At 56.3% G+C, this 17,602-nt stretch carries 14 protein-coding genes and 1 tRNA gene; 3 read left to right on the top strand and 12 right to left on the bottom strand.

Annotation, left to right across the window (positions count from 1 at the left end; all coding sequences use genetic code 11):
* The first annotated feature begins 593 nt into the window (after nt 1-593).
* Nucleotides 594-2,426: a DUF6493 family protein gene (locus HMPREF2756_RS01415; RefSeq protein ID WP_070617439.1), complete on the top strand. Its 1,833-nt coding sequence runs from the start codon at nt 594-596 to the stop codon at nt 2,424-2,426.
* A 27-nt stretch (nt 2,427-2,453) separates the two neighbouring features.
* Here HMPREF2756_RS01415 and HMPREF2756_RS01410 read toward each other — a convergent pair whose 3' ends face one another.
* Together HMPREF2756_RS01410 and HMPREF2756_RS11090 are read right to left on the bottom strand one after the other, a co-directional pair.
* Nucleotides 2,454-3,923: a cation:proton antiporter gene (locus tag HMPREF2756_RS01410; protein WP_070617436.1), complete on the bottom strand. Its 1,470-nt coding sequence runs from the start codon at nt 3,921-3,923 to the stop codon at nt 2,454-2,456.
* A gap of 72 nt (nt 3,924-3,995) precedes the next feature.
* The gene (locus HMPREF2756_RS11090) at nt 3,996-4,271 is read right to left on the bottom strand and encodes a hypothetical protein (protein WP_141747799.1); all 276 of its coding nucleotides are present in this window, start codon (nt 4,269-4,271) and stop codon (nt 3,996-3,998) included.
* Here HMPREF2756_RS11090 and HMPREF2756_RS01405 point away from each other — a divergent pair.
* Together HMPREF2756_RS01405 and HMPREF2756_RS01400 are read left to right on the top strand one after the other, a co-directional pair.
* A complete protein-coding gene (locus tag HMPREF2756_RS01405; protein ID WP_070617432.1) occupies nt 4,270-5,343 on the top strand; it encodes a hypothetical protein in 1,074 nt (357 codons plus the stop codon). The genes HMPREF2756_RS11090 and HMPREF2756_RS01405 overlap by 2 nt on opposite strands.
* A gap of 89 nt (nt 5,344-5,432) precedes the next feature.
* Complete coding sequence (locus tag HMPREF2756_RS01400) at nt 5,433-5,918, top strand: NTP pyrophosphohydrolase (protein WP_070535478.1); 486 nt, start codon at nt 5,433-5,435, stop codon at nt 5,916-5,918.
* A gap of 83 nt (nt 5,919-6,001) precedes the next feature.
* Here the strand turns inward: HMPREF2756_RS01400 and HMPREF2756_RS01395 are convergent.
* The 10 genes from HMPREF2756_RS01395 to HMPREF2756_RS01355 form a co-directional block, all read right to left on the bottom strand.
* Nucleotides 6,002-6,078 (bottom strand) — tRNA-Pro (locus HMPREF2756_RS01395).
* 238 nt (nt 6,079-6,316) lie between these two features.
* Complete coding sequence (locus HMPREF2756_RS01390) at nt 6,317-7,135, bottom strand: S-layer homology domain-containing protein (RefSeq protein ID WP_246825786.1); 819 nt, start codon at nt 7,133-7,135, stop codon at nt 6,317-6,319.
* Between the two features lie 182 nt (nt 7,136-7,317).
* Nucleotides 7,318-9,192, bottom strand: coding sequence for an ABC transporter ATP-binding protein (locus HMPREF2756_RS01385; protein WP_070617429.1), 1,875 nt, complete (start codon nt 9,190-9,192; stop codon nt 7,318-7,320).
* On the bottom strand, nt 9,192-11,309 hold the full coding sequence (locus HMPREF2756_RS01380; RefSeq protein ID WP_070617427.1) for an ABC transporter ATP-binding protein: 2,118 nt from the start codon (nt 11,307-11,309) through the stop codon (nt 9,192-9,194). The genes HMPREF2756_RS01385 and HMPREF2756_RS01380 overlap by 1 nt, the downstream gene beginning before the upstream one ends.
* 330 nt (nt 11,310-11,639) lie before the next feature.
* On the bottom strand, nt 11,640-12,188 hold the full coding sequence (locus tag HMPREF2756_RS01375) for an NAD(P)H-dependent oxidoreductase (protein ID WP_048777884.1): 549 nt from the start codon (nt 12,186-12,188) through the stop codon (nt 11,640-11,642).
* Between the two features lie 90 nt (nt 12,189-12,278).
* Complete coding sequence (locus HMPREF2756_RS01370; protein WP_070617424.1) at nt 12,279-12,977, bottom strand: GNAT family N-acetyltransferase; 699 nt, start codon at nt 12,975-12,977, stop codon at nt 12,279-12,281.
* A 111-nt stretch (nt 12,978-13,088) separates the two neighbouring features.
* A complete protein-coding gene (locus HMPREF2756_RS11580; protein WP_371440698.1) occupies nt 13,089-13,562 on the bottom strand; it encodes a hypothetical protein in 474 nt (157 codons plus the stop codon).
* A gap of 130 nt (nt 13,563-13,692) precedes the next feature.
* On the bottom strand, nt 13,693-14,130 hold the full coding sequence (locus HMPREF2756_RS01365) for a helix-turn-helix domain-containing protein (RefSeq protein WP_070617421.1): 438 nt from the start codon (nt 14,128-14,130) through the stop codon (nt 13,693-13,695).
* Nucleotides 14,131-14,444: 314 nt separating this feature from the next.
* A complete protein-coding gene (locus HMPREF2756_RS01360; protein WP_070617418.1) occupies nt 14,445-15,425 on the bottom strand; it encodes a metallophosphoesterase in 981 nt (326 codons plus the stop codon).
* Nucleotides 15,426-15,451: 26 nt separating this feature from the next.
* Nucleotides 15,452-17,602: a transglycosylase domain-containing protein gene (locus HMPREF2756_RS01355; RefSeq protein WP_070617415.1), complete on the bottom strand. Its 2,151-nt coding sequence runs from the start codon at nt 17,600-17,602 to the stop codon at nt 15,452-15,454.

Raw genomic sequence — 17,602 nt, 5'->3', positions numbered from 1 at the left:
GGGAACAATCGCGCCCAAAGCAAGCGTCGAGGCAAGCACGGTGTGCAGGATCTTTTCATGGTTAATCCTTTGACTATAAAGTCAAAATACAGAGGTGTTTTTAGACCTTGTGAGTGATATATCACGTTTTTGTGATACGTTTCAAATCTAAACATAAATTTTTAATAAATCAATACTGTAAAATTAAAAAATCTCGAAAATTATGAATAAATATCTGTTAGTTGTGAATAAATATTGATGAGATGTTTGGTATACACGCGAAAATGATGTGTTATAGCCCCATATAAGGGATATATGCAGCTGATGTGCCTCAAAAAGCCGGTGGATGCCCAACGCAATATGTATATATATTTTTCTAAATAACGGACATCTATCTGACAGATGCTCGTCACGGGACGTCATATACCGTCTAAACCCCGGAATCTCGCAGGTAGTCCCGTCCCCTATAATCGTGCGGATTTCTGGCATGGGAGGGGGGACCACGAACTTCGGACGGTGTGACCGCAGCGAACGCATCCGCGCGGCAAAATCCCTACAATGAACCATAAACGCCGAATGAGCAATGCCTTGCGTCAAGTCTACAGGAGCAGCAGATGAGCAATGATATGGATCTTCGCACCTCCTATAAGAAATTCATCCAGGACTTACCCCAGCTTCTCGCGGACAAAGGCCCCGAACAGGTATATGCCCTGTACAAAGCCGAGAATTATGGCAGCCTGCGCGCGGGCGGGTTCCGCGAGGAAATCGAACGAATGGCCAGCCCTGCACCTCACTGGTGCGATCAGGGGTTCTTTCGGTTAGCTGAGCTCTACGATGGGCTGCAGCTGAACCATGACGACGACTATTTTCTGGCGCTTATGAACCTGAACGTTTCGCTTCGGCAGAGCCTGCTACGCCACGACCAGCAATTTCGTGACGAGCTGCTGTGGCACCTATTTACCGTCGAGGGAACCCCCGAAAGGCCGTTCACGACGGTAGATAAAAATACGTTCAGAAACACCTGGCAGAGAGAACTGCTTGAGGCTTCTGCCGAGGGGCTGATTCCCCGGGGACATCTGCTGGATGCGTGCCTGGCATCGTTAGCGCGGGACTTCGCCGCCTACCGCGCCGGGTGGTTCTCCCGCATGTATGCCGCGCTCAAACCCACCGCCGCAGAATCCGCTCAACGGCAGGACACGCTCGTGAACCTGCTGGGATCGCCGGTGGGCACGACCGTCACCCTAGCAGTCAAACAGCTTTCGGCGGTGCATCGGGTGGGGCTTCTTGAGGCCGACCGGTTCGTTCATGGATGCGCCCCCGCGCTGCTAACGAGCAAGGCGAATGCGCTGGCGATCCTCAAACTCTTGGCGTCTCTGCGCGGTACAGTCGGCGATGCGCCGGTTGCCGAAGCATCTGCTGCGGGGCTGAACCACGCGCATCCACAGGTGCAGGTAGCAACCGCAAAATTACTGCATCAAGCCAAAGCGACTGAAACGCTGTATCAGCATGTGCAGAACCTCAGCCCGGTTGCACGGCAGGAATTAGAGGACGCCGAACTCCTGAAACGTACAGAAGAGGGAACCGCGCATCATACAGCCTTGAAAGCCCCAGTTGAGGCCGAGCAGACCGCCGAGGACACGAACCACGATGCCCCGCATCCTGATTACGTGCGTTCCGGAAAAAGTACGGGTAAAGTCCCCAATATTCTTGAGAGCATCCGAGTGAGTTGGGATTATCGTGAAAGCGAGGCGAAACGCCCCAACGGCAAACCCGAAAACGTGTGGTGGAGCCCCACCGTGCACCTGCCTGCCGCAGAACCACACCACACGCCGGACGAAAAACATCTGCTCACCCTGCACTATGCGGCAACGAGCTGCGAAGAACTGGCGCGCCTCTGCCCTTCTTCCACAGTGCCCGTGGCAGTAGGGCTGTTGGAACGATGGGTCTTTCTCGACGAAGAAGACGGGCACCACTACATGCATGATATGGTCCAGACCCTCAGGAACCATCCGGGGCAGTGGAACTCCATCACCGCGCAGGCGCTCGCTGTGCTGGCTACTTCAAAGCATCATATAGACCGTGCGGGAGCCGCCGAGCTGTTGGCGGAGAACCTTGGCGTTCGACTCTCCTACGAAGACGCCACTAAAGGGTTCTCGCAAGCTGCTCCGGCGCTAATGTTCACCCGGTGGGCGCATACCTTTGAGGATATGGCGGCCATAGACCCGCACGTTACCCTGCGTTTCTTAGGGGGCCTGCTGCCGCATTGTGAGCGCACCCAGCATGGGATGGGGAAGCTCCTGGGCGTATATGCGCAGGAATACGTGCGTGTTCACGGCACGAATGAGTCCCCGCAGCTAAGCCCCGAGACGACCGCGTGGTTAGGCGGTTTTAAAGGATCCTCGCAGGCGGCAAAACACGCGCGGGCTATCCTCAAAACCCTCACCTAAATACGATTCCTCAGCCTGGGAAACCAGCTAGTTCTTTGGCGGTTTCGGGGTTTTGGAGGAACTCGAAGAGCCGTTGCCCCGCAGAGGACTATGCGTTTCTTTCGTCGGCTTCACAACCGGAATCATACCGGTCGTGAGCTTCACCGTCGCGTTGCGGTGCGCCTTCAACGCATCAATCTGGGCACGCTTAGAAACACCGGACTCAGCCTCAGCCGTCTGCGACCTAAAAGCCCGCTTAATGGCTGCAGCCCACAGCGGGAATAGCAGAACCGTGAGGGCACCGCCGGTCACCAGAAGCGATGCAGTAGAGCTCTCCAGCAGCCCCGAACTCGTGGCGATACTCGTGACCGCCACAATAATAGGCAGACCTGCCGCCGAATACAGCGCTAACTCAACCTTCTCGCTCATTGACTGCAGTCCCGAACCCGTGTTCGTGAACCGCTCCGCAATAAACACCGGCACCCCGCGCACCAGCAGAATACCAATAACCACCATTGCCAGCAGCAGAGGCGAAGACGCCACCACAGAAGGGTTAATCCCCATGCCGCTGACCACGAAAAACAGCGGAATCATGAACGTAAACCCGACCGTCTCTAACCGTGCCGTGATCATGTGAAGTGCGCCCACCGGGGTGAGCGAACGCATAATAATACCCGCAGCGAAGGCGCCGAGCACCGCATCCAGCCCGAAAAGTGCCGTAAACATAATGAGGGTAGCCAGCAGAAACATAGCAAGACGCAGCACAAGCTGACTGGTTGTGTTAGTTTCTACCGCCATAATCTGGCGCAGGCCGGGCACTTTCTGCAGAAGACGATGCGGAATAATCGCCGTCACCACAGCAATCGCCATGAACCCCAGCAGAATCAAAATCGCCAAACCCGGCGAGTACGAGGAGAGCAGCAGCGACATCGCAAAAATCGGGAAAAGTTCGCCAACGGCACCGTGCACCAGCACCGCGTTACCCACCCGAGTACCCGCCGCACCATGGGATTTGAGCATGGGCAGCAGCGTGCCCAGAGCTGTGGAACTCAGTGCAATACCCACCGCAATATAGGTATTAAAACCCCTGGTGAAACCGGTGATGAGCGCCGCCCCCAGCACGCCCAGCGCAAAACAGATAAACCAGGTTGCGATTGCGCTTTTACCCTGGCGGTTACGCAGCGAATCGACGTTAATCTCAAACCCGGCAATCAGAAAGAGCATGCCTAAACCCAGTTCTTTCAGCAGCGGAATGCCGCCGTCGCTGCCGGATGCCAGCCCCAGCACGTTCGGGCCAATGAGCACACCGCAGATCAGTAAGAACACCACATCGGGGATGCGCTTGCCCGTTAGCCGCGACATGATGGGCGAAAGCAGCGCCGCTAAGGTCACCCAGAAAATCGAGACATACTGCGCGGTACCCTCAACCCCGGACGCCTCGTGCGGACCGGCAGCAAGAATATGCGTGTGTGCGGCGGCGAGGGGCTGGGCAAGCTGAGAAACATCCAGAACGTTCATAGTGAAGAAAGCATACCTTAGATACTTCGGGTTATTCACATAGGAGGGGCTGACTGTGTTCTTTCAAAAAGACTAGGCGTAAGTACAGCGGGCGAGGAAATCTACTCCAGCTGCCCAAGGTATCACATGACGTTCCGAAGCCAGCGGATAACCCGCACACAACAATCCGGTATCTTGCACCCCACCCCGCACATCTGCGTCCTGAGCTGGGGCAAAACAATTTGACATCACATGATGCGGCATACCCTCAACACGAACCGTCATAGCATCAGGCGCCGCTAGAAACCGCCCGCAGAACACGGTACCGTAGAATGCACCACCACAGGCACGAGCGAGCAGGAGATGCATGCTACCGGAAACCAACACCCGGCGAGATACCGGGTTAGACAGCGCTCGCGCCTTTGCGCTTCTGCTCATGCTCATTCCTGTGAGCGTAAGCCTTAACCTGGTGCCCGGCAAACATCTGAGCTGGCTTTCACAGGTGCTTCCGCAGGCATTGAACCTGTTTGCCGTGATTCTGGGCGCGGCTGCATATTTATACTCCCGCAAGGTGGCTTTTCCGCAGTTTTTTGCGAGCAGTATCGTGCGTTTTCTGGCGTTCTGCGTGCTCGGCTGGATTCTCGCCCAACTTCCACACAGCACCTTTGCGGATCAAGCTTTTTCCGGGTGGAAAGACTTCCCCATCCGTTTCGATATGCTTCTGCCCCTGGCCGTGCTGACCCTGCTGAGCATCGGGCTGGTATATATGCCGTTTTGGGTGCAGCTTGCCGTGACCGTGCTCGCCAGCCCCGCCGTGCCGTTCACTTACGAGCGGCTGAGCGTGGGCGGGTGGACTGCCGACGACTGGCTGCATCGCACAATCCCAGCAATCGTGAACGAGAGCGCGGGAACCATGTTTCAGGATGGATTCAAACTCATCTGGCTTATGGGCTTGGGCATGGTGCTGTGGCGAGGATACGAAAAACTCGGCGCACGCCTGGGCATACCGGTGGCGCTGGGTTCTCTTGCCGTGAGCATCTACCTGTGGGTGTATCCGCATGCCCAACTGGGACCGCTCACGTGGCCGATCGTACTCACCATCGTAGGCGTGGCGGGAACCGTCTGCACCTGGAGCGAATTTGCGCGGCTCAGCGCCGGAAAAGGTGTGCTGGAACCGTTCGCGCGGCTGGGTCGAATGTCGCTGAGCGCATCCATTGTGATGCTGGGGCTGGCATTCTACGGTGGCGGGCGGCTCGTGACGATGGTCGCCGGTGAAGGTTATCGCGCCCCGCAGCAGGGGAGCGTCTATAGTTATGCGCTCTGGTTCGGGTTCCTGCTCATATGGTGGGTGCTGGCGATGATGCTGTGCACCCTGTGGGAGAAAATTCAGCAGCGCGGCTCCCTCGAAATGGCGCTCGCCCTCATGAGTGGGCGGGGTTAGCCCGGCGAAGTGACGAATGTGCTGGCACGCACGGTTTCTCTTCGATACTCTGGTGCCTACTGAAGAACACGTGAGAGAGGAATAAGTCTGTGAAGTACTTTGCGTACAGGGTGGTGGGGAAGACTGAATATAACGGATTTGATGTCCCCCAGACTCCGCAGTCTTTCGCCGACGATACCGAGCAGCGCCTCACTGATCCCGACTTTTTGGAGGGTGACAAACGCTTCGCCCTGGTGGTGTGGGCTCTGCCTGAAGGCGTGAACCATGTTGATGACGTTCCCCAGGATTCGGTGGCGCACGGCAACTATATACAGTGTGCCGGTTCTACGCATGCGATGACGGTGGAAATTAGGGTGACTGCCGAAGATGGTTCGTACGAACAGTACACGGTGGCCCGCAAACCCGTGACCGACCCCGATGCGTGGACAACCATCACATGGGTTGGTAACCGTATGCCCGTTCAAGTGCACCCCGAAGAGGTTTTCACGGGCGAGCAGGCGGCGCCTATCTTCCGCGCCTACATTGAGGACGGTGTGATTCCGCCGCGCGAACTGCTGCGTACATTGGATATTTAGACTTTCGACTCGGCTCAGTGGGGACCCGAGCAGAAGGCACATACAGCAAACCCCCTGAAGATTACTCTCAGGGGGTTTAGGGTTGGTCGGGATGACAGGATTTGAACCTGCGACCTCGTCGTCCCGAACGACGCGCGCTACCAAGCTGCGCCACATCCCGGTGTTAACCTGTCGGACAACCCGCAGGCAACTCATCAATAATAGCCGAAGAGCACGGGGAAAGCAACACGAATAAGCCCTCTCAAAAACCTGTAAACCCTGAGTTTCCAGGGGAGTAGGCGCGGTGTCTTGTGCGTGTGCTTCCGCCTTCTGCTTGATGCACTAAAAACGCGGAAGCACACGCACCACCGGAGAAAAACGCTCAACGTTTCCCGCAGCGGCTATACAAGGTTACTCGCCTAGATTTTGGCGAAGCGGAACACAAACGCGGCAGTCGCTTCACGAGTAACGGGTTCATGCGGGCGGAAGGTGCCGTCGGGCCAACCGGTCGTGATCTTCTGTGCCTTAAACCATGCGATTTCGCGGTAGAACGGGTTCGCCGAGGTCACATCCGTAAAGGGATCCTGAGTCGGTGCCGCATCGTCGTTCATATTAGCGGCACGGTAGAAGAACGCCGCCAGAGCCTCACGAGTAACGGAATCGTGCGGGCGGAAGGTGCCATCCGACCAGCCGGTCGTGATGTGCTGCTGGTGCATCCACACGATCTCCTTGTAGAAAGGATCGCTCGGAGCAACGTCGGTGAACGGCGACTGCTTGGGCAGAACAACATCGGGTGAGCCAGCCATCCGGTAGAAGTATGCGGCAATTGCGGCGCGCTCAATATTCTGGGACGGGCGGAAAGTGCCATCGGGCCAACCCGTCGAAATACCGGTCTCTCCCAGCCAGGTGATCTCCTGATAGAACATATGGGTCTGGGGAACATCCTTGAAGACCACCGCCGCTGGCTTTTCGCTCGGTGCAGGTGCGGGAGCCTCCGGAGACGGGCCGTCACTCGGAGCCGGTGCGACTACAGGCACCGCAGGAGTCGGATCTACCGAAAGTCCGGGGTTCGTCTCAGCTGCCGGTGCGCTGGGGGCTGCGGATGCGCTCGGCGCAGGATCCGCCGCCTTCGCAGTTTCCGCAAAAGCAGGCTGAGCAGCAAAGGTCAGGCCAAGAGCAAGAGTGAGTGCAGAAGCGGTGCCCTGAGCCAGAAACTTCCTCGCATCATTGCGTGACATATTTTCCTCCATGAGGTTATAAGGGTTTAAGTGAATGAGTATCTGCACGCTCTACGAAGCGGCAAGACACCTTTATCATCCACAAAAAACTTTGCCGTGTCTACTCAGGCGGTTACAGCTAAGAACTATGACGTTTAGGGCTCTCATGCACGTATCACAATAGATAAACGTGCACATAAGAGTTAGGCGCTGGGGGAGTCTGAATCCTGCCGCGCATCCTCCCACGAGGTGTACATTGCGGCAAACTCGCCACCGGCGGCAATCAGCTCCTGCGGTGAACCATCCTCAACAATAGACCCCGCAGAAACAACCAGCACCCGGTCCGCACTCAGCACGGTCGAAAGACGATGCGCAATCACCACGGCGGTACGCCCCGCCAACAGGGCATTGAGCGCCCGCTGCACCGCACGCTCGCTGGGAATATCGAGGGATGCGGTGGCCTCATCCAAAATCAGTACCCGCGGATTCGCCAAGAAAACGCGGGCAAAAGACACAAGCTGACGCTGCCCGGTTGAAAGGTTCACACCGCCGCGCCCGAGCATCGTGCCGTACCCCTGCGGGAGGGTCTGAATAAACTCATCCGCGCCGACAGCCTGCGCCGCCCGGTGTACCTGGTCGTCGGTCGCCTGCGGGTTGCCCAAACGAATGTTCTCGGCAATCGAGGCTGAGAACAGAAAGACTTCCTGAGTGAGCATGACGACGTTTCGGCGCAGCTCCTGATCGGTCAGGGAACGCACATCTACGCCGTCGAGAAGCACCCTGCCGGTATCAACGTCATAGAAACGGGCAATTAATTTGGCAATCGTAGACTTCCCGGCACCGGTTTCACCCACGAGCGCCACCGTCTGCCCCGGTGCAATCCTCAGCGACGTAGGCATGAGCGCGTGCTGACCCGCAGTGTAACCGAATGCGGCATCCTCAAGAACGATCTCACCCAGCGGGGCTGCCTCTGCCGAACTCTCGGTGCTCGCCGGCGTGGCGGGGGACTGCGGCAGGCTTACCGGATGCTGCGGGTCTTGAATCTGTGGCTTCTCCGCTAAGAACCCGGAAACCTTCTCCAACGCCGAAAACGCCGACTGGAGTACGTTATAAAACTCGGAGAGCGTCATAATCGGCTCAAACACCCGGTTCGCATAAATAATGAGCGCAAGCAGGGTGCCCACCTGCATGGTGCCGCCGAGCACCGCATACCCACCAATCACAAGCGCCGCCGCCACAAAAATATTGCCCAGCAGAATCAGCACGGGTGAGTAGATGCCGAAGAGCTTGATAGAATCCATGACCGCCACCCGGTACCGTTCGGCGTTGCGGGCGTACGATGCGCGCGCATCCGCCTCTGCACCGAAACTCTTGATGGCTCGAATACCGGTGTAGGTTTCAACAAAACGGCTTGTCAGCTGGGCAGATTCGTTACGCATGGCACGGAATGCGGTCTCTGAGCGGGTGCGGAACCAGCGGGTTATCAACCAGATGGGAACCGTCATAGCCACCAGAAGCAGACCGATGCGCCAATCCAACAGGAAAATGGCGATTACTGAGAACGCAATCCCCAGCAGGGTTGTGGCAAGCTGACTTATACCGCTGTCTAAGAAGGTGCGGATCGTATCAATATCGCTTGTCAGCCGCGAAATTACGCGGCCTGACGTATATGACTCGTGGAACGAGACGCTCAGCGACTGCGAATGCTGGAACACTCGCGTGCGCAGGCTCAACAGCACACCCAGCGAAACCCTCACCGTATAGACCACATTCACCCAGGTCAGGGTGCCGTTAGCGAGTACGGTTGCCCCAAAGAGCACCACAAAGAATATAAGCGGGGCGCTGTCGCCGTGGGTGAGTGGTTCAATTGCGGTATCGAGCACGCGTGCAATCAGCCAGGGCTGCACGGCGGATGCGATCGCCCCGAGTATTACCGCCGCCACCGAAATCGCCAGGGACAGCCGATGCGGGCGCAAAATCTCGCGCAGTAGACGGTACGAACGCTTCCGAGCCTGCCGCCGTTCTTCGGGGGTCAGGTTCGTGCGTTCGTCAGAATTCGGCACGAGACGCGTGGGCATTAATCCTCGTCCTGCAAACTCATCAGGCGGCGGTACTGCGGCAGCTTCATAAGCTCGGTGTGGGTGCCTTGGGCGGTAATACGGCCATCCTCCAGCAGCAGCACCCGGTCGGCAAGCGCCACCGTTGAAGGACGATGCGCGGTCAGCAGGGTAGTAGCCCCGCCCAGTCCTTCGTGGCCGGTGCGCAGCGCCTCAATAATCTTCTCTTCCGTGTGAACGTCCAGCGCCGAGAACGGATCATCAAGCAGCAGCACGCTCGGGCGAACCGCCAGGGCACGCGCCAAAGAAAGCCGCTGCCGCTGACCGCCCGAGAGGCTCAACCCCTCTTCGCCAATAATGGTATTGACCCCTTCGGGAAGGTCGTCCACGAAATCGCAGGCCGCGATCGTGAGGGCGGCGCGCACACGCTGATCCGCCTCCTCAGAAGAGCTAAGATCGTGCACCCCTAGCAGGACGTTCTCACGCACCGACCCCGAGAACAGCACGGCTTCCTCAAAAACAGAGGCCATTTGCGCGCGTACCTCAGGCAGCGGCATATCGGCGGCATCATGACCGCCCAGCAGAATCTTTCCTGATGAGGGCTCATAGAACCGCGGAATCAGGTTGAGAATTGTTGATTTTCCGCTGCCGGTAGCCCCCACGAGCGCCAGAATCTCGCCCGCAAAAGCTTTAAACGTAATATCGTGAAGTACCGACGGGGTTTTGGAGGTTGCAGCCTTCTGCTGTGCACGCGCAAACTCGCGTTCCTGCTCTGTAGGCTCGGGGCTTGGATCCTGCATATCAGCCTGTAATTCCGGGAATGCCGCAGGATCGGGATCTGACTCCTGTGCGGAACCGGCACTGTCCTGATGACCCTGCGAGCCCTTGGCAAAACCTAGAATCTTCGCCAGAAAACCGCCTAAACCGCTCTGCTCGGCGTGATCCGTTGAAGCCCCATCCTGCCCGGAATGCTCCTCAGGAACCTTAGCCGTGCGCGCCTGAGTATCAGCGGAATCTTCGTGTGCGCGTGCCACCGCATTAGGATCGGTGGCATCTACGGTGTTCGCCTGCTCGGCATAGCTGAAGCTCACCGCCTCACACGCCACAGAAATTGCGCCACCCGAAGGATAAGCCACGGTCTCCTCCTCAACTAGTCGTACCTGTTCATCGCCGGGATCCGCCATCACCTCAACGTGACGCTCAAACGCCACCCGGTAATTCAAATATGATGCCATCAGCGCGGTCGAACGGAGCACATGCCCCAACACCACCGTCAGCACCGCAAAATAGGCGGTCATCGCACCCAAAGAAAGACTACCCGATGCCACCTGCGGCGCGCCCACCAGCAGGGCGAGCATCGTCACCGCCCCCACAATCACGCGCTGATAAAACCCCACACGTGCCACCAACATGGCACGGCGATGCTCCACCTCATTCAAATGTTCGGCATCGCGGGTGTACTCGGTAATCTGCTCGGGGGAGCGGCCCAGCGCCTTAACCACCCGGATACCGCGCACAGACTCCTCAATACGGGTCGAAAGATCACTGGTAAGCCGCTGAATCTCGCGGGTATAAGCCTCATATTTGCGCACATAGCTGATGAGCGACAGCACCAGCACCGGAATAGCCACCCCAAAAATAACCGCGAGCGGGGCGGATGCGGTCACCATAAAATACCCGCCCGTTACGAACATGACCACAACCGAGGTCATCTGCACCAGCGCAAACGAAAGCCACCGGCGAATCGTACTCAAATCGCTCATGGAACGGGTGAGCAGCTGCCCGGAAGACCACCGGTCAAGAACGCTCAGCGGCGCCCGCAAAATCCGGTCAAAAAAGTTCATGCGCATGCGGATTTCAAGCGTGGAGGTAGGATCCACGATCAGCCACCGCCGCCAATACGCCAACGATGCGTTCCCCACGCCGATCAAAAGTACTAGTCCGCCGCCAATCCAGACGCCCGCCTCGGTCGTATTCTGCACAAGCTCATCGACAATGAACCGAAGCATCTGCGGAATAGAAATTTCGAGAATCGCCGCGCCAACAGCGACCAGCATGCCGATAGCCCAGCGCCACCGAATCGGGGCAATATACGGCAGGAATTTGAGGGGCGCGCGCTCGCCCGCATCATAGTTCACGGGTGCGGGAATAGGTTCCGGGGCGGTTTCCAGGAAGGGATTGCGTCGTCGAGAAGTGCCGGGGGCGTGTGTGCGGGTCGTGCTCGTTTCCTCCTGCTTAGATGCGGTTCAACGTTTCTACAAGGTGTGAGCGTTAGTGCTCTTAATTATAGAGGGGCACTCCAGATGCGCCCCCTACGGTTCTGCCCTGAGCGTCCCGTTCTTATCGGTGAGCTTAACCCGTTTCCTCTTCTCCTAGCACGCGAGCAGGCAGCTTTTGACCGAGCAGGTAGTATTTTCCTACCTGCTCGGCCAAAAACCACCTGCTCGCAGAGGCTACGCGGCCATAGCCTAGGCGTAGTAGGTGTTCAGATGCGCCAGGTAGTCATCCGCGCTATCTGCCACCTGCTGGGCAGCGGCTTCATCGTAGCTCTCATAGGTGTCAATGGTGTGGAACGCGAAGAGAGGCTGATAATCGGCGCTGATATAGTTGGCCGTCAGCTCGAAAGGGCGCAGAGTTTCGGCGACGGTATACCCAACGGAACCTTCCGCACTGTACTCTGGGGCGGGAGCGCCCAGCGAGACGGCAATGCCGAGTTTCTTATTCTCGAACGCCTTGCCTTTCGAGCCGTAGGCCCACCCGTACGTCAGCACCTCGTCGCACCACTGTTTCAGAAGCGGCGGGCAGTTAAACCAGTACACCGGAAACTGAAGCACAATGTTCTGGTGCTCTTCCACGAGAGCCTGCTCGCGCTCTACATCAATCACACCGTCAGGGTACTCGCTGTATAGTTCATGCACGGTAAACCGATCCGGATGCTGGCGCAGCATGTGAACCCAGGTTTTGCTGACCATAGAATCATGGATATTAGGATGCGTGACAATCACAAGGGTTTTCATGGTATTCCCTTCCGTTCGACTTGAGAAAATACCATGGTATCCATGCCGTTTGGCTCTGACAATACCTTAGAGTACCCTTTCGGCTAATGGCTATAAAGCGATCTCTCGCAAGGAGGTGCGCTGCTGACCGCGCGCATCAAAATTCTTCGGATCCAGCCATTGCAGCAACCGGTGTTTACGCTGCTCCCATTCGGTATCCAGCATTGAATACCACGCCGTATCGCGGTTGCGGTCTTTATACACGACGGCTTGGCGGAACGTTCCCTCATAGGTGAAGCCTAGGCGCTCGGCTGCGCGGCGTGAAGGCTCATTCAGTGCATCGCATTTCCACTCATAGCGGCGATAGTGCAGCGTCTCAAACACGTATTGCGCCAGCAGATACTGCACCTCCGTGGCGGCGCGAGTGCGTTTTAGACGTTCGCCATACGTCACGCTGCCCACCTCGATAACACGGTGGGCGGGGTTGATGCGCATAAGCGCTAAAGTGCCAACCGCACGCCCATCCTGATCTATCACAGCCAGATAGTACGGATCCGTGGATTCCTCCATGTGCTTGAGGAGTGTCTCTAACTCTGCCCGGTCAGCAACAGGGTTCAAGGACAAATAAGTGAAACTCTGTTCGGGAGCTTCAGGACCGTAGACCTCGTACAGGTCGTTGCCGTGGCGTTTTGCATCAAGTTTTTCGAGGCGGCAGTAGCGCCCCTGTAAACAATCAATGCTGGGAGTCTCGCCCGCGCGGTAGTCGGGCAGGGCATCGCCGATAGGTTGCTGGTAGTCGTTATATCGCATGGGCCTTTCCAATGCATTGCAGTAGTAGGGAAGAGTGTCTTCCGGTATTTACTCTACACGCAAGCAGGTTATGGGATGTGTTTAACCTGCTGGGTAGCAACGAATGTAAATCTATTTGTCCTGTGTTGAAGATAGATGATCTCTTTGTAGGTCTCTAATTAGGGATGCAAATTTGGGGCAGTTAGCTCTTTCAAGGTATGCGCTTAGATCTAGACTTTTATGTCTTCGCCTCATGTATTCTCTTTGCATCTGTATGATTTCAAGAACCTCTTTATAACCCTGTGTATCAATAACAATTTTTATGAAAAAATCGTCGGCTGTAGAAACGTTGTACGTAGATGGAGAAGGAAAATCTTTAACGTTTTCGGTCAGCAGAACATCAATATGTCCGTCTAGGGCTGCGGAGTGTACGTGTAGATCGTAGATATCAGGTACCCCCGAAGAAGACCCCGAGAATTCAACAAAATCATCTATGCACATTCTGATTTTAGAAATTTTAGTCTTAATGGTTTTGCTGCTGGCAGTAGGGTGACGTCTGCGCAGGTGATACCGAACTTCTGCGAGAATATCTTCAGTGCATAGAATTGTAAAAGACTCGGGAAGATAGGTATGTAGTGAAGAATAGCCAATCGGTTAGAGTCTGGCTAAAAAAGATATTCGCATCTACTAAGACTCGCTGAGATGGGCGTAGCTTATACAACATGGCGAATTGAACCTAGCCCTCATCAAGCTCAGGATGCGCACTCTGAAAGTCAAGGAGATCATGCAGCGCTTGCTTCTTCTCGATACGTCGCTGCTCGCGAAAAGCAAAAACATCCTCGCGTTTGAACCTGCGGTGAGTGCCAGCTTTATGCGAAGGTATCCGTCCTTCATCAGCCCACTTGGCAAGAGTGGGGCGGGACAGCCCCAGGATTGCGGCTGCCTCGCTGGTCGTTAAAATTTCTGGGCTGAACTGCACGGAAACATCGTGGTGAGCAAGAATAGCTTGAAATTGTGCACGAACAAAGTCGGCAACGGGTTCAGGGGCTTGAACCTTTTGCCCATTCGGCAAAGTCCCCTGAACCGTGAGGCTTTGGATGAACTCTTCTGATAACGGAATAATCTGTTCTTGCAGAGGCTCAGCCGCAAAAGTTCGAGTGTGCTGGGCAGTCATGACTGCTACCTCCTAACTCATACAAACTTGGGGATTTCTCCCTAGTTTACAGTATTTTTCGTTTGCAAACGAAAGTCGTAGTGCTAGAGGGGTAACAGAGCCAAGTTTCGGTTTGTATAGATTGTAGACGGAGTATGCACCTAGAGGTATCTGGAATATGTGGTATGCGGTAGTAATAAATACTGATGCAGAGAAAGCTTTTCGGTATTTACTCTACACGCGAGCAGGTAGCTTTTGGCCGAGCAGGTAGGAAAATACTACCTGCTTGACCAAAAACCACCTGCTCGCGGAATCTGAAGGGGGGGGAAGAAAACCTACCCGTCCTTTGCCGTGAGGGTGACGAGCACCGCCTCCGGGGGACAGAAGAGTCGCACTGGCGCGAACCGTGAGGTTCCCAGCCCCGCCGAAACCTGCACCGGAACATCGCCCTGGTAGCTCACACCCTTCGCACGCGACGGCGGCAAATCACAGTTACTCACGAGCGCACGACCGCCCGGCAGACACACCTGCCCGCCGTGCGTGTGACCGGCAAAAATAAGTTCGGCACCATCCTGCACAAATCTGTGCAGAGTGCGCATATACGGTGCATGCGCAACACCCACACGAATACGCGGCACCTCCGAAGACTCAAACGCCTGCGGTGAGAACCCCGGATGCGCATCGTAACGCAGATGCGGATCATCCACCCCCGAAAATTCCAAGTGCAACCCGCTCAGCGTGACGCCGTCGTACCGGTTAATAAGCCCTACCCAGCCGCGCGACTCAAAGGCGTTATGCATACGCTTAATCGGAAGCGGCACACGCGACCCCTCCTCAATCTCCTGAGGCGTGCGCGCCTGCCACAGATACCGCGCCGGATTCTTCAGCACCGGAGCAAAATAGCAGTTCGAGCCGGGCACAAAAACCCCCGGAAAATCCAGGAGAGGGTCAAGTGCCTCTAGGAGAGGATCAAGCCCGCCCACATGCGAGAGGTTATCGCCCGTATTCACCACCAAATCCGGGTTCAGGCCCGCCAAAGAATGCATGAACTCGGTCTTCGCCCTCTGCCCAGGAATCATATGCATATCCGAGATATGCAGAATCCTAAAGTTTGGCGATCCCACCGGAAGCACCGCGAGAGTTTCCTCGCGTACCTGAAAATTATTCAATTCAACGAAGCGCCCATACGCCGTCGTGGCGGCCCCCAAAGCAAGCCCCGCAGTCGCAAACTTCACCATACTCTGTGTGAAGTGCGAACCACGTGCTGCTTCAGAAGCCGCCACGGATGCGCGGGCACCGGATGCGCTCTCACACATCGTGTGCCTTTCTTCAGTACGCCCTCTTAGTTACCGTTGACGTTTGTTGACGTCACCGATGCCGGGGGCTCAGTAAACTTCTCGGTATTGTACTTCGGTGCCATGGCCTGCATGAACTGCTGCCACTGGGCACCCGCATAGGTCGCACCGTCCACGTACTCCAGCACGCGACCGTTAATCGCAATACCGTTCATCGAGCGGTAACCCAGGTCGTTACTGCCCACCCACGAAGCAGTTGCCAGGCCGCGGGTGTAACCGACCATCCAGGTCTGTGAGGAGTTATCGTTCGTACCGGTCTTCGCGGCGGAAGCATCCGGCAGACCGATAGCGCGCTTAGGCGCTGAACCTCCGGAGGCAAGCACGCCCTTGAGCACGTAGCTCACACCGTTAGCAATATCCGGGCTGATCGCCTGCTCACACTTAGATTCGTAAGTCTTCATGGGCGAACCATCACCCTTAGTAATCTTCTCAAGTGGGCGCGGCTCACAGTACTTACCTTCGCTCGCGAAAGTTGCGTATGCACTCGCCATGGTCAGCGGGGTAGCACCGTACCTGGTACCACCAATGTTGGCACTGAGCAGACCCGGATCGTACAGCTGCTGGCCCAGACCGTCGTGCAGGTGCAGCTTATTCGCCATATCGCTGATATCGCAGAGGTCGAGCTTACTGACCATCGAGTACAGGTAGGAGTTAGCCGAAACACGAATACCGTGGGTGACCGTACCCCAGGTCTGGTATCCCGGAACCGCGTTCTTGAAGGACCAGCCGTTAGCGGAGTCGCGGTAGTAATACTTACCGCCCTCCACACAGCGGGCGTTCCACCCAAAGTTGCTTGGGTAGGATAGGGCCGTACCATCGATTTGGGCGTTCACACCTCGACCAGAGTTAATCCACTGGGACAGCACCACGGGCTTGAATGTCGAGCCCGGCTGGAATCCGGGGGTACCGCCATAGAGCGAATCTACGTTGAAGTTAAACTGAGTCTGCGAGTGGTCGTTCGCATCCTTAGGTTTACCCCATTCGGCGTTCTGAGCCATCGCCACCACGCGACCGCTGCCAGGCTCCACACTGGTCAAAGCGGCGTTCACGTTGTTGGTGTTGGTGGAACCGGGCTGAACAGCCTCCACAGACTGTTTAGCGATCTTCTGCGCTTCGGGGTTCAGAGTACTCACAAGCTTAAAACCGCCGCGGTTGAGCAGGTTCAAACGCTCCTCAGGAGTTGCCCCGAAAGATTCGTCAAGCGCAACATAGTTCACCACGTAGTTACAGAAGAATGAGCTTTCGCCCGCAACAGAGCAGCCCTTCTCAGGCGGATGAACATTGAGCTTAATAGGCGATGCAATGGCTTCATCGTATTCTTGCTGTGAAATCTTACCGTCACGAAGCATGGTGCCAAGCACCACATCGCGGCGTTCACGCGCCAAATCGGGGTGCGTCGTTGGGTCATAGGTGTTCGGTGACTGCACTAGACCCGCGAGAAGTGCCGATTGGGCTACCGAAAGATCCTTCGCGGGAATACCCCAATAGTATTGGGCCGCCGCCTCAACACCGTAGTTGGTACCGCCCAAGTTCACGATGTTCAGGTAGCCTTCAAGAATCTCGTCTTTAGACTTGTTCTGCTCCATCGAGATAGCGAGCTTCATCTCTTTGATCTTGTCGAGATAGCCTTTATTCCCACCCAGGGTTGTGGGGTCCGCGCCGCGCTGCACATCGGAATCAACGATCAGGTTGTTCACGTACTGCTGTGTGAGTGTCGATGCACCCTGACGTTTCTTCGGGTTCAGGAAGTTATTCGCGAACGCACGACCAATGCCAATAGCTGATACGGCACCGTGGTTGTAGAAGTCGCGGTCTTCCACCGAGATAATGGCATCACGCATATGCGGTGACATCTGATCGAGCTTAACCTCTGTGCGGTTTTCCTCGAAGAAGGTCGCAAGCTCGGTCTTACCATCAGAGGCGTACAGAGTCGATGGGCGTGAGAAGGGGCCTTCTGAAATGTCTTCCGGAAGATCCTGGAACCACGTCATTGAGGCATTAGCGACCATGCCAACACCTACCGCCGGGGGTACCACGATAATTGCTACCAAGAACCCGGCAATGATACTGAACGCCACAAACTGCAAAAAGTCACTGGGGCGACGCCGTTGCGCGCGCGATTTTTTTCGTGAAGCCAT

Origin of the sequence: Rothia sp. HMSC067H10, assembly GCF_001810635.1 — a bacterium.
Taxonomy (GTDB): Bacteria; Actinomycetota; Actinomycetes; order Actinomycetales; family Micrococcaceae; genus Rothia; species Rothia dentocariosa.
This window is presented reverse-complemented; position numbering and strand designations above follow the sequence as displayed.